Raw genomic sequence first — 12,940 nt, forward strand, 5'->3', positions numbered from 1 at the left:
ATTACCAGACGCCACTAGAAGTGTTTTTGAGTTACCTAGACGAATCTACTTTGTCTAGCTTAAATTGACAAATCAAATTTCTATCAAAAATATATACTGAATTAATTTTATCTAAAAGAGCAGATTCCCCGGAGGATAGCGGGATTAATGTAGATAGAGTCCTTCTCAAAAAATCTAGCAAAACATTGCTAGGTTCACTTTGAAGTACATTTAGAATGATACTTTTAATCCATCTCGCTAAAGAATCTGAGGTATCTTCATACTTTTTCCAGCCGCTTATGACTCGTTTTATAAAAGGTTTTTGAGTTTGTTCTGTGGCTCTAAAAAGCATCGATAAAATATCCGGATCCATCAAGAAACCCTTTTTTATAGGAAGACGACTTTGTGTATTTTCTCGAGTTGATAATTTATAAATGTGCTTTTGCTCTAGTAATAACCCGAAACTTGCATCACCAGTGTATTCTCCATTAAAATCAATTACTAAAAAAGTACTTTTATTTACAATATTACCGAAGTTAACTTTTGAAAAAAGACTAGTATATAGTTGATGTAGTGTATTAGATTTACCGCTCCCAGTATTCCCGAATATACCAATGTGAGAGGCAAAAAAGTCATTGATTGGTAAATTAATACCAATGTTCTCATTTACTGTATTCCCTATTGAAATGCTTTCTATTTTTTCGTCAAATAGAGAAGAATAATTATTAATGTATATTTGATTTATTATATTTGGATCCGGAATTGTTGCTAAATTTCCAATCATAGGGATGTATTTACTTCCTGATACAAACATTTCGTTTTCTATATAACCAACTATTTGAGTGTAAATATTCCTTACAATAGAGTTTTTTTGATAGCGAGAATCATGAAATAATTTTCCTGCGGTATCTGTACTTAACTGCTGGTCGATAATAGATTCAGAAATTACTTTTCCAATTATTTTAGTAAACCCCTGATTTATGACTATAAATGAATTAACTGTGATATTCTTAATAACTTTACCATTATGAATAATAGTAGGGTCATTCATATAATCAAAAGCAGCAATTGTACATGTTAATCCATCAACTTTAGTTATAAACCCAATCTGGGAAGCTAAACTATCAAACTTTTTCATTAGTATCTCCTATACTTTAGTATGTTATTGAACGACTTAAAGCTTATTACCGGACTATAAAATAACTCTATGCCTTCTTGTTCAGTTGAATATAAGTGCTGTACTATCGGATTCTCTAAAATAGTTTTTGCAATTCCTGAATCTTCAATCGTAGTATCTTCTAGATAAGCCAACTCTTCTACAATACCTCGTAGCGATTTTATATTCTCTTCCGAATATTCTTTGTTTAATTCTTTTTGAGATAAAAGTTCTATAATATCGGAACAGTTTCTCTTAATTTCTTCTCCATACAAAGCCTCATATTCCAATATTCCATTATGATTTGAAAATAATCTTACAGATGAAGGGGTAATAAAAGATATATTTATGGGTAAAGTACTATCCGTATAATCTAAAAGACTTAAGATGTTCTCTTTAACAGTGTCTTTGTAACAGACTATGTATATCAATAACCCAGGATTAGTAAAAGCACGTTTTAACTCTGTACGTAAGTGTTCATCATAAAAAGAAAATCCAAAAACAACTAAAACAGAATCTTTTTTTTCTAAAGTTTCTTTCATATAACGAATCATACTATAGTAATGGTTACTAAATACTGTATTTTTAAACTTGTCTTTAGTAGGCATAACGATTTGAATTTTATTCATCTTTTCGATGTGTTTTTCATCTATTTTTATAGATTCAAATAACGACTTATCATCCCTTAACGTATCACCATCTAAACGCTGTTCTATTTCCGTTATAGATTTCTTTATATAATCCCTTTGCTTTTCCTCGCTATAGTCATCATAGTTCTCATTCAAAATATCATGAGCCAATTTTTTATACTCTTCAAAATAGTCCAGATCGTTATCTATCAGTATCTTATTACTGCTATCCAATGACCAGTTTGCTGATCCATGTAGTTTAATGAGATTAAAAGTCGGTGTTTCCATATAGTAGTTATCATACAGACCGGAATGAGCAGTAGTTTTGTTGTAGTTATCGGAGTCAATATATCTCCTAAAGTATCCTTCGGCCCCATCATTCAATGAAATTCTATTATTCTTCTCAAGATACAAATCAAAGGCTTTTTCTAAAAATAAGTCATAATTTGTAGTAAATACGTTTACTCGTATAGGGTTTATTTTACTGTTTCTTAAAAACATATAATTAGAAACAATATTTATTAACGACGTATATTGTTTTAATATAGAACTCATTAAGGGTGGATTAACTTTATCTTCTTTTTGAGAGATTAAAGAATAGTTATCACAGACAGATAATATTAAAAAGAATAGGATTAGTAAATCTTTTAGCTGGTTCTTTTCAGAGTTGCTCAAATTAGAACTTCCAATATCGGTAATCAAATTTTCCATATTATTAAGAGCGGAAAAGTATGGCGCAGAAGCTCCTGCACCTAATAAAAAGTTTACATTCTTACTCACTAGTAAATCTTGTAGAATTTTAAGATCATGCTCAGAAAAATTTAAATCATCCATAGAAATTGTCTCCTTATGTGTTGTATTACATCTTTAAATGTATTATTTCTTGAGCAAGAGTTCTTTCTTAATTCTATATACGGTATCCCTCGTAACGCCTGTGTTCTCTGCAATTTTTTTAATTGGCTCCTCTTGCTTCAACTTATTTACGATTACATGGTAAGTCATTCTGTCCCTTGGATCCTTAGCCTCCGCCGAATATTTTACCGGACGGCCTTTATAATGGCCTTTCCGTTTAGCTATTTCGATTCCTTGTCGCTGCTTCCGCTTGATTTCTTCACGTTCATTCTGAGCTGTCCAAGACAGAAGTTGCACAATCATGTTGCGAATTAACTTTTGGAGGTTCGGATCTCCCATCTCTTGGTTCAGAATAGGTAGGTTTAAAATAATTAGTCCGATTTCCTTTTGATCTAGCTGCTGAACCATCTGAACGATATCATCATAGTTTCGTCCCAAACGATCCAGTGACTCGACAATTAGAATGTCTTTCTCCCTAAGAAATTGAAGAGCCTTTTTTAACTCCAAACGCTCAGTCATACTTTTTCCAGACATTTTTTCTTGGAAAATTTTCTCTGCTCCTGCTCTTTCTAAGGCTTCCATTTGTCGGTCTAAATTTTGATCTGTGCTAGATACACGTGCATACCCTACTTTCATTTTTTTACTCCTTTTTTCAATACATTTAGTCGACACTTATAGACTACATTACAAAAGGGGAAAATACAACATCTTACATGTGTCTATTTTGAGTACACTCATAATCGACAAAAAAGCTGAATCAAAAAGTCATAAACTTTTTCTGATTCAGCTTTTGCATTTAACCTAAAAAGAGCTTTATTTATTGACTCTTCTTTTTTCATGATCTCCTGTGGAGTGATTTTGAGGTTTCGTTAGTGTGTATTGATCTGAAATCTCTTCAGGAGAGGGCACATCCAATTCTTCCAGAATCTCTTGCAATGCTCCTTCCATTTCCACTTTGTCGGTCTCTCTGTTAATTAACTGCCATCTGTCTAGCATATCTTCACCTTCTTAATTTGCTGCTTTGGACAGTTTGGACTCATCTGAATACGGCATTAGGAATCGTCCAACAGTGCGGAACTTTCGTCCACTGAATGCGGGCAAAAAGTCCATCAAGTGCGAAAATAATCGTCCAAATTGATAACCGTCTGTATACTTAATTTATGTATGAGTTTTCATACAAATAAGTTACAGGAGGTTATTTTTATGATCAATTATCATAAAATTCTTGAAATGCATCTACAAGGGATTTCTCAACGGACAATCTCTTCCAGTACGGGACATTCAAGAGACAAAATTAGAGAGGTGGTGAATCAAGCAAAAGCCAAAGGCTTAGAAGAACTTACTGAAAAAATGACCAATTCTCGGTTGGAAGATTATCTATTCCCTGAGAAAAGTGCTAATCAACGTGGGTATTACGACCCCGACTGGGATTATATCCATAAAGAACTGCTCAAAAAGAATGTCACGCTCAAACTCTTACATAAAGAGTACGAACAAGAGGCAAAGATTCAAAACAAGATGCCTTACGCTTATCGGACGTTTTGTGAAAAATATGGGCACTACGGCAAGAAGTACAAATTAACCATGCTATTCATCGCAAACCCGGTGAAATCTTAGAAGTGGATTGGGCAGGCAGTACGTTATCCGTTAAAAACAGTGAAAATGGTGAAGACATCAAAGTCTACATTTTCGTAGCCACTTGGCCATTCAGTCAATACAGCTATGTCGAAGGGTTTTACGATATGAAAACCGATAACTGGTTGACGGCTCATATTCATGCCTTAGAATTTTTTCAAGGAATACCTGAAACGGTCGTTTCGGATAACTTGAGAACAGGGGTAACAAAAACGGATTACTCAGAACCACTTTTGAATGAAGGGTACCGCCAATTAAGCGACTATTACCGTTTTACCATCGTTCCTGCGCGTGTGAGAGCTCCAAAAGACAAATCCTCGGTTGAAGGAAACGTCGGTTTTATTAGCCGCCAAGTCAGCGCCGCCTTGCGTAATGAAACCTTCTTTAGTTTAAAAGAATTGAACCAAGCCATTTCTGAGAAGACGCAAGAATTGAATCAAGACTCTTTCCAAAAAAGACCTGGTTCCAGATATATAGTCTTTCAGGAAGAAGAACTTCCGTTCTTAGGCTCCCTTCGTCACCCGCGCTTTACACAGTCTCAATGGCGGATATCTAAAGTCCAATTAGATTATCATATTCAAGTGGAGCGTATGTTTTATTCCGTTCCCTATGAATATGTCCATGACGAAGTAGAAGTAAGAATAACTGACCACCTAATAGAAGTGTACTTCAACGAGCACCGAATTGCATCTCATAAACGACTTCGGGGCGACATTGGGCAATACTCTTCAAATATCGATCATATGCCGGACAATCACCGCCGTTATTTAACACATACCCCTAAAGAAAATTTACTATGGTCAGAAGATATTGGGCCAAATACTTATGCGTATGTCGACTATATTCTTTCCAATAATGTCGAGAAAAAAGCCCTGAAATTACTCGCTACATTGAGAAATACAGCCTCTAAATACACGTCCGAAGAATTAGAAGCTGGCTGTCATACATTGATGTCTGTCGCAAAGGAACCCAGCAACTCATTACTCAAATCCATTCTCAGTCGTGCAAAGAAACGAAAGAAAACTTTGGATAATCATTCAAAAAAATCAATTATAGAGGAGCAAACGGACAACAAGTATGGTTTTGTCCGTGGTGCAGCCTACTTCGGAGGTAAAAAATAATGAGAAATGAACAAACACTTGAAAAATTAAAGGCTATGCGTTTGAGCGGAATGGCTGACCTATATGAGCAACAAACAATGGACGAAACCACCCAATCCTTAGGATTTGAGGAACGATTTGAGCTGTTAATAGACGCTGAATCTGCCCGCCGTAAATCAAATAAATTAGAACGTTTAATTCATCAGGCAACATTTAGTGATCCAAATGCGTCTATCGAAGGAATTGAATACTATCCCGATCGACATCTGGATAAAAACCTTATTTCTAAACTCGCACAAGGAGGATACATTGATAACCACCAGAATATTATCTTGATGGGTGCTTCTGGAAACGGGAAAACCTGGATAGCCAATGCCTTCGGTATTCAAGCTTGTCGTCAATTCAGAAAAGTGAAGTATATTCGTCTTCCAGAATTAATTGACGAGCTGGCTTTAGCGAAATATGAGGCTGATGGTTCTTATCGTAAACTGATTAAGAAGTACACGAAAATTGAACTACTTATCATTGATGAATGGCTGTTAATGGATTTGTCTTTAGAAGATAGTGTTCATGTATTTGAGATCATTGAAGCACGATTAAAACAAACTTCTACCATATTTTGTTCTCAATTTTCACCTGAAGGTTGGCATGAAAAAATCAAACACACTCAACTAGCCGATGCGATTCTGGATCGAATCAAGCACAATTCTCACCAAATCATAGTTGATGGTGAAGTATCCATGCGAGAGCGTCACGGTTTGGAGGGCATGAAATGATTCCGATTGAAGTTGAAACTCGTATCGCTCTTTTTTTATTTTCGACGATACCTTCCAGAAGATATCGATTTAAATCTATCCTCGTTACTCCTACCTTATTACTTAGAGGACGAAAAGCAGCCTTCGGCTGATGAAATGGTTAATTTAGCCACTAAGTTCCTTGAACAAGCTATGAAGGAATACGAATAATCTATTAATTTATTTTAAGATGAAAAACAGAGCTCATATTGGGCTCTGTTTTGATTAATTTCTTATTCTCTTCAATCAATTAGCGGAATGGACGACAACTTTCGCATTCAGTGGACGACTATTCCGCATTTACTGGACGAAACTAGTCGTCGTACTCACTTATTTTTTATTATACCACCGATACTATTCGTCAGAATATCTTCAGATTCATTGAGCTCGATAATAATCGGTGTCGTATTCATAGTTCCCTAGGACATAATAATTCCGTTGAGTTGGAGCGGTATCATGCGTCATCAAGCCAGTGTGTCCATGATATTTTCCTTTTTGCAACTCAAAATAGTATGTGCTGTGGATCTAGTTTCTTTTTACTTCGGTGAACGGTTAATTTTGTTTGCCAGCATGTAATAACGTGTCCCCTTATACGACCTCGATCACTACTGACACCAGCACCCGGTTTTTGATCTCTTTATAAAGACTTTTGTCCTTAGTATCAATGAACGTGATAAATTGCTCAAAGTGCTGGAATCTAAGGATTTCTAGGTATCGTCCCGACGTATCGAAACCACGCACTCTATGTGTGTTGTAACTTAGCTATCGATGCAAAATAATATGTGAAGTGGGAAGTTTAAAGGTTTCATCTATTTTTTCTTGAGTCTCCCCAGAAGAAGAGTGCCACAGTTCCTGGACCGGTATGTGAACCTATTGTAGTTCCAACATTATTTATTTCAACCTTGTTCTTCAAGTTGGGAAATGATTCCTCGATTAATCTCGCGACTTCTTGAGCTTCAGTATTAAAAGCAGAATGAGATATATAACATTTATCAGAATATTCAAGATCTTTAATAGCATGATTTTTCATTTTATCTACAATTAAACTAATTACACGTCTCTTACCTCTTACTTTTTGTTGAGGAGTTAATTTTCCATTTTCATCCATATTTAACAATGGACAGATTTTAAATGTTGTTCCAATAAATCCAGATGTCTTTGAGATTCTTCCTCCTTTAACATAAAAAGATAAATCAGTCGAAAAAAACCAATGATGTAGATTCAGTTTGTTATTTTCTACCCAGTCATACAACTGTTCAAGTGTGTATCCGTCGTCCCTTAGATCTGCCAGTTTATCCATCAATAAACCATAACCAGACGATGCCGCAAGAGAGTCAACGATGTATATTTTTCGATCCGGATATTCCGCTTCCAATAGTTGCTTTGCTGCACACGCTGAATTATATACTCCAGATAATCCTGAAGACAGTGATACGTGTAAAATATCCTTCCCTTCTTTCAGAAACGAAGAAAAGTAATCTACAAACTCTCCTACATTTACTTGTGATGTTTTCGTCTCAGCCCCATTACTCATTGCTTTATAAAAATCGTCATATGAAATCGACTTACCAAGATCATCTTTATATTCTTTTCCATCTACCATAAAATGAAAACAAACATAATTTATACCACGACTGTTGAAGTGCTTTTCTGTTAAGTCTGCAGTCGAACAACAACTTAAAATAAATTCTGACATCATCTTACCTCTTTTCTCTTCTCACATTAGCCTTTAATGAAATAATTGAATCCATTTGCAGAAAGTTCAGAAAGCTTAACTGAAATCTCATCAATAGACACGTTCTGATTGTTTCTAAACCAAGTTTGATATACAGCTATAATCCCAGCTATTGTATAGTCAATGATCATATCTTTATCAATCTCGTCCAAATCAGCAAACATGGTTTTATTCCTCTTGATTATTTCCTTAAGTTTTTTTGCTATTTTCGCAAGAAAATTATGATTATTACCTACCATAACATAAAATGTTGATAAAATTCTAGATTTTCTCTCACTAAATCCGTTAAAGTTTCAAAAATCAATTGCGGGTTAAATGCACTTTCACTAAATTCCATTTTATTAATTGGTTTTTCGAACATTTCAATTAGATCATTCTCCAATTCATCAATTAATTTTTCATAACTATCATAGTAGGTGTAAAAAGTTTTTCGTGTAATATCTGCCTCTCGTGCAATCTCAGTAACAGAAATATTTTCTATCTCATTGTTGTCTAGAAAATTTATTAAAGCTTTTCTTATTGCTTCCTTTGTTTTTAATATACGACGATCTATGGTCATAAAATTCGTCACTCTCCTTAGATAAATTGCATTTAATATACACTTGTCCTGAATAATTCATACCTCTAATTTCAGAGGCTGTTTTATCAATAATCTTATATTTCCTTTATCGTTTTTCGTTTTCTGTCTAAATTATTTAATTTTTTCGACCCATTTAAATTTTTTGAGATTTTTCACTTTTCGAACTCGAATTTTGGCCACACTGCTCCCTGGGCCATTTAAACATTTTTTAAAATCTGGTTATTTAAATGTACTGCCGAATCCTTTGGATTTGTCTAAATACGGCATAAAACTCTCGCTGATAAACATGAGAACTCGATAACTTTAAATACATTTGTCTTGCAGTGCTGACTAGTTTTCCAGCCACCTTGAATAGACGTAAACGTATTGTGTCCACTTGAAGTCCTTTCGATTTTGGATCAAAACACAAGGTGCGTAAGAAGTTAACCAGATTGTACGCCAACAGGCTAATCATCATGTGGGCCTCGTTTTCAATGAATCTGGGACTATCTGTTTTATCAAAGAAGAAGCTGTTTTTGGCTTCTTTAATAAAATTTTCCATGGTACCTCGTTTATTATAGGTTTCAAACACTCTTTTCACCGAGATGTTTTCTGAGAAATTCGTGACAATAAAAGAATGGTTGAAAAGTAGTTCGCCTACTTCTCGAGTTGAACGAATACACACCCAACGTGGTTTGGACCATGAAGCTGCTTGGTAGGAAACCGAATTATAATAGACTTCTTTTTCATCCCAAGGATGATGGTTATCATAGAACACAAACTCTTCCGCTAAACGATATAAATTCCTAATTGCATCTCATAAACGACTTCGGGGCGACATTGGGCAATACTCTTCAAATATCGATCATATGCCGGACAATCACCGCCGTTATTTAACACATACCCCTAAAGAAAATTTACTATGGTCAGAAGATATTGGGCCAAATACTTATGCGTATGTCGACTATATTCTTTCCAATAATGTCGAGAAAAAAGCCCTGAAATTACTCGCTACATTGAGAAATACAGCCTCTAAATACACGTCCGAAGAATTAGAAGCTGGCTGTCATACATTGATGTCTGTCGCAAAGGAACCCAGCAACTCATTACTCAAATCCATTCTCAGTCGTGCAAAGAAACGAAAGAAAACTTTGGATAATCATTCAAAAAAATCAATTATAGAGGAGCAAACGGACAACAAGTATGGTTTTGTCCGTGGTGCAGCCTACTTCGGAGGTAAAAAATAATGAGAAATGAACAAACACTTGAAAAATTAAAGGCTATGCGTTTGAGCGGAATGGCTGACCTATATGAGCAACAAACAATGGACGAAACCACCCAATCCTTAGGATTTGAGGAACGATTTGAGCTGTTAATAGACGCTGAATCTGCCCGCCGTAAATCAAATAAATTAGAACGTTTAATTCATCAGGCAACATTTAGTGATCCAAATGCGTCTATCGAAGGAATTGAATACTATCCCGATCGACATCTGGATAAAAACCTTATTTCTAAACTCGCACAAGGAGGATACATTGATAACCACCAGAATATTATCTTGATGGGTGCTTCTGGAAACGGGAAAACCTGGATAGCCAATGCCTTCGGTATTCAAGCTTGTCGTCAATTCAGAAAAGTGAAGTATATTCGTCTTCCAGAATTAATTGACGAGCTGGCTTTAGCGAAATATGAGGCTGATGGTTCTTATCGTAAACTGATTAAGAAGTACACGAAAATTGAACTACTTATCATTGATGAATGGCTGTTAATGGATTTGTCTTTAGAAGATAGTGTTCATGTATTTGAGATCATTGAAGCACGATTAAAACAAACTTCTACCATATTTTGTTCTCAATTTTCACCTGAAGGTTGGCATGAAAAAATCAAACACACTCAACTAGCCGATGCGATTCTGGATCGAATCAAGCACAATTCTCACCAAATCATAGTTGATGGTGAAGTATCCATGCGAGAGCGTCACGGTTTGGAGGGCATGAAATGATTCCGATTGAAGTTGAAACTCGTATCGCTCTTTTTTTATTTTCGACGATACCTTCCAGAAGATATCGATTTAAATCTATCCTCGTTACTCCTACCTTATTACTTAGAGGACGAAAAGCAGCCTTCGGCTGATGAAATGGTTAATTTAGCCACTAAGTTCCTTGAACAAGCTATGAAGGAATACGAATAATCTATTAATTTATTTTAAGATGAAAAACAGAGCTCATATTGGGCTCTGTTTTGATTAATTTCTTATTCTCTTCAATCAATTAGCGGAATGGACGACAACTTTCGCATTCAGTGGACGACTATTCCGCATCACTGGACGAAACTAGTCGCCGTACTCATCATCCTTATAATAGGGTACTGGCGGATAGGTATAGTACCTGCGATACATCAAAACACCCAGTGCTGCTACGAACAAAACGAGGGACAAGCCTTGTGAAACTCGTAAGAAATCGCCTATCCATAAGCTGTCTGTCCGCATGCCTTCAATAAAAAACCTTCCTGCTGAATACCAAATGACATAGCTGAGCGCCACTTCTCCTTGGCGAAGGAATTGATTCTTGTTCCGCAAAAGGAGCAACAAGGCGAAACCAACTAAACTCCATAAAGACTCATAAAGAAAAGTGGGATGGTAATAGGTTCCGTTGATATTCATTTGGTTAATGATGAATTCCGGTAAGTACAAGTTTTCTAAAAATTGTCGGGTGACTGGACCGCCATGTGCCTCTTGATTGATGAAATTTCCCCAGCGACCAATCGATTGAGCTAGGAGGACACTAGGTGCCAGTATGTCTAGTAAAAGAGTTAGCGTCATTTTCTTTCTTCTTGCAAACCAGTATACTGCGATACCACCCGCAATTAGCCCCCCATAAATGGCAATTCCACCATTCCAGATTGCGATGATTTCACTCGGATTCTGTATATAGTAGTCCCATTTGAATAAAACGTAATAAAGTCGGGCACCGATAAAGCCAATTGGTATGGCCCATAATGCCATATCTACCATGGTATCTTCTTCAAGTCCCAGTTTTTGAGCTTCCTTTGTAGCTAATGAAATGCCGATCAGCATCGCTAGAGCAATAATAATTCCGTACCAATAAATCTTTATCGGGCCAATTGAAATAGCAACTGGATCGATTACACTAAGTAAAACATTCATTCTTCAATCCCCTTCATAGCTTACATTAGTTAATTGTTTTAAATCACATAATTTAAGTTCAATTTGTGTAGTTATTTGTTTACAGACAATAAACCCTCATTTATATTGTCAAACACATTGTCAAAATCCCCTTCACCATTGATAACGTAAAGCAGATTTTGCTCCTTGTAGAAGTGAATAAGTGATTCCATTAATTCCTTATTAATGTGTAGCCTATTTTCAATCACTTCTGGTTTGTCATCCAGTCGAATTTTTTCCCTTTTTGATTCGATTTGGGAATTTCCTTGTTTTTCTTTTGAACGAAGATTCCCTCGTTGCGCTAACCGATGTCTTAACGTATCCTGACTTACATCTAAAAAGAAAACAGCGTCTAAATTCTGATTCTGACTTTGTAGGTAAGCTTCGAGCATTTTTGCTTGCTGTAGGGTACGTGGGTAACCATCCAGAACAAAGCCATTTTCAACATCTTTTGCTTGTAAGCGACTCTTAACCAATGAGTTTATCCACTCATCTGGAACTAGCTCTCCTTTATTCATATATTCTTGCACTCTGAGTCCGAATGTATCTTTCTCCTTGGTTGCTTCTCGTAACATTTCACCAGTTGAAATAGCCGTCAGGTGGTACTCCTCTGCGATTCTTTTAGCTTGAGTGCCTTTCCCAGCACCGGGTAACCCTAAAAGGACCAGCCTCATAATTTTTCCTCCTTATAAACTAAAAAAGGAAGAGATGATTTTTTAAATCATTTCATCTCTTCCTTTCCTGTGAAACTATTGTATTTTTACACGATAAGGTCATTCAATTATTTCATGTGCCAAATAACTGTTTATTTTGGCTCTAATTTCAGAAGCATGGCATTGATGGCAACGATAACCGTGGAGAGGGACATCAGGACGGCTCCAAATGCAGGCCCCAAGGTAATGCCGATAGGAGCGAGGAGACCAGCAGCGATTGGAATCGCGATAAAATTGTAGCCTGCTCCCCATACCAAATTTTGTTTCATTTTACTTGTTGTCTTGTTTGCTAACTCGATAAAGGATTCAATATCCCCTGGATCAGACTGAGTAAGGATAACATCCGCAGAATCCAAAGCTACTTGTGTGCCGGCACCAATTGCTATACCCACATCTGCCATCGCTAGAGACGGAGCGTCATTAACGCCGTCTCCCACCATGATGACTGTTTTACCTTGATTTTTCATTGATTCTACTAAATCATATTTATCTTCTGGAGATTGATTGGCTCTATATTGAATCCCTAGAATTTCTGCAACTCCTTGTGCAGCTTCCTCGTTATCACCAGTAGCCATGAGTGGTTCAATTCCGTATTTTTTCAGCA

General features: G+C 36.1%; 15 protein-coding genes and 1 pseudogene. 5 read left to right on the forward strand and 11 right to left on the reverse strand.

The features are described from left to right. Nucleotides 1–31: 31 nt before the first annotated feature. The 4 genes from PVE40_RS11035 to PVE40_RS11050 all read right to left on the reverse strand — a co-directional run bounded on the left by PVE40_RS11035 (nt 32) and on the right by PVE40_RS11050 (nt 3,612). Nucleotides 32–1,117, reverse strand: a complete 1,086-nt coding sequence (locus PVE40_RS11035; protein WP_274731993.1) for a helicase HerA domain-containing protein — start codon at nt 1,115–1,117, stop codon at nt 32–34. Continuing rightward, nucleotides 1,117–2,598, reverse strand: coding sequence for an SIR2 family protein (locus PVE40_RS11040; RefSeq protein WP_274731994.1), 1,482 nt, complete (start codon nt 2,596–2,598; stop codon nt 1,117–1,119). Before PVE40_RS11040 ends, PVE40_RS11035 begins: the two co-directional genes overlap by 1 nt. A gap of 42 nt (nt 2,599–2,640) precedes the next feature. Then, nucleotides 2,641–3,252 (reverse strand): recombinase family protein, encoded by a 612-nt coding sequence (locus PVE40_RS11045; RefSeq protein WP_274731995.1) that lies wholly within the window; start codon nt 3,250–3,252, stop codon nt 2,641–2,643. 177 nt (nt 3,253–3,429) lie between these two features. Then, nucleotides 3,430–3,612 (reverse strand): hypothetical protein, encoded by a 183-nt coding sequence (locus PVE40_RS11050; RefSeq protein ID WP_274731996.1) that lies wholly within the window; start codon nt 3,610–3,612, stop codon nt 3,430–3,432. Nucleotides 3,613–3,819: 207 nt separating this feature from the next. Between PVE40_RS11050 and PVE40_RS11055 the strand changes: the two genes are divergently transcribed. The 3 genes from PVE40_RS11055 to istB (PVE40_RS11065) are packed head-to-tail and all read left to right on the forward strand — an operon-like array spanning nt 3,820 to nt 6,127. Beyond that, nucleotides 3,820–4,233: a transposase gene (locus PVE40_RS11055; RefSeq protein ID WP_274731997.1), complete on the forward strand. Its 414-nt coding sequence runs from the start codon at nt 3,820–3,822 to the stop codon at nt 4,231–4,233. A 2-nt stretch (nt 4,234–4,235) separates the two neighbouring features. Next, a complete protein-coding gene (locus PVE40_RS11060) occupies nt 4,236–5,372 on the forward strand; it encodes a Mu transposase domain-containing protein (RefSeq protein WP_274731999.1) in 1,137 nt (378 codons plus the stop codon). Then, entirely contained in the window at nt 5,372–6,127 is a 756-nt protein-coding gene (istB, locus tag PVE40_RS11065; protein WP_274732000.1) for an IS21-like element helper ATPase IstB, read from the forward strand. The genes PVE40_RS11060 and istB (PVE40_RS11065) overlap by 1 nt, the downstream gene beginning before the upstream one ends. Nucleotides 6,128–6,950: 823 nt before the next feature. Here istB (PVE40_RS11065) and PVE40_RS11070 read toward each other — a convergent pair. The 4 genes and pseudogenes from PVE40_RS11070 to PVE40_RS11085 all read right to left on the reverse strand — a co-directional run. Further along, on the reverse strand, nt 6,951–7,841 hold the full coding sequence (locus PVE40_RS11070) for a DegV family protein (protein WP_274732002.1): 891 nt from the start codon (nt 7,839–7,841) through the stop codon (nt 6,951–6,953). Nucleotides 7,842–7,867: 26 nt separating this feature from the next. Then, on the reverse strand, nt 7,868–8,119 hold the full coding sequence (locus PVE40_RS11075) for a TetR-like C-terminal domain-containing protein (RefSeq protein ID WP_274732004.1): 252 nt from the start codon (nt 8,117–8,119) through the stop codon (nt 7,868–7,870). After that, complete coding sequence (locus PVE40_RS11080; protein ID WP_274732005.1) at nt 8,113–8,439, reverse strand: TetR/AcrR family transcriptional regulator; 327 nt, start codon at nt 8,437–8,439, stop codon at nt 8,113–8,115. The genes PVE40_RS11075 and PVE40_RS11080 overlap by 7 nt, the downstream gene beginning before the upstream one ends. Nucleotides 8,440–8,683: 244 nt before the next feature. Next, nucleotides 8,684–9,247 (reverse strand): annotated as a pseudogene (locus PVE40_RS11085) (transposase); the annotation flags it as partial. 61 nt (nt 9,248–9,308) lie between these two features. Between PVE40_RS11085 and PVE40_RS11090 the strand changes: the two are divergent. Both PVE40_RS11090 and istB (PVE40_RS11095) read left to right on the forward strand, forming a co-directional pair. Beyond that, a complete protein-coding gene (locus PVE40_RS11090) occupies nt 9,309–9,686 on the forward strand; it encodes a hypothetical protein (protein ID WP_274732006.1) in 378 nt (125 codons plus the stop codon). Next, nucleotides 9,686–10,441 (forward strand): IS21-like element helper ATPase IstB, encoded by a 756-nt coding sequence (gene istB, locus PVE40_RS11095; protein ID WP_274732000.1) that lies wholly within the window; start codon nt 9,686–9,688, stop codon nt 10,439–10,441. Before PVE40_RS11090 ends, istB (PVE40_RS11095) begins: the two co-directional genes overlap by 1 nt. Nucleotides 10,442–10,771: 330 nt before the next feature. Here istB (PVE40_RS11095) and lgt read toward each other — a convergent pair whose 3' ends face one another. The 3 genes from lgt to PVE40_RS11110 form a co-directional block, all read right to left on the reverse strand. Then, nucleotides 10,772–11,605 (reverse strand): prolipoprotein diacylglyceryl transferase, encoded by an 834-nt coding sequence (gene lgt, locus PVE40_RS11100; RefSeq protein WP_274732007.1) that lies wholly within the window; start codon nt 11,603–11,605, stop codon nt 10,772–10,774. 71 nt (nt 11,606–11,676) lie between these two features. Continuing rightward, the gene (locus tag PVE40_RS11105) at nt 11,677–12,297 is read right to left on the reverse strand and encodes an adenylate kinase (RefSeq protein ID WP_274732008.1); all 621 of its coding nucleotides are present in this window, start codon (nt 12,295–12,297) and stop codon (nt 11,677–11,679) included. 131 nt (nt 12,298–12,428) lie between these two features. Then, nucleotides 12,429–12,940, reverse strand: a 512-nt coding sequence (locus PVE40_RS11110) for an HAD-IC family P-type ATPase (RefSeq protein ID WP_274732009.1), incomplete at its 5' end; no start/stop codon positions are given.

Source organism: Jeotgalibaca caeni, assembly GCF_028863945.1.
GTDB classification, from domain to species: Bacteria; Bacillota; Bacilli; order Lactobacillales; family Aerococcaceae; genus Jeotgalibaca; species Jeotgalibaca caeni.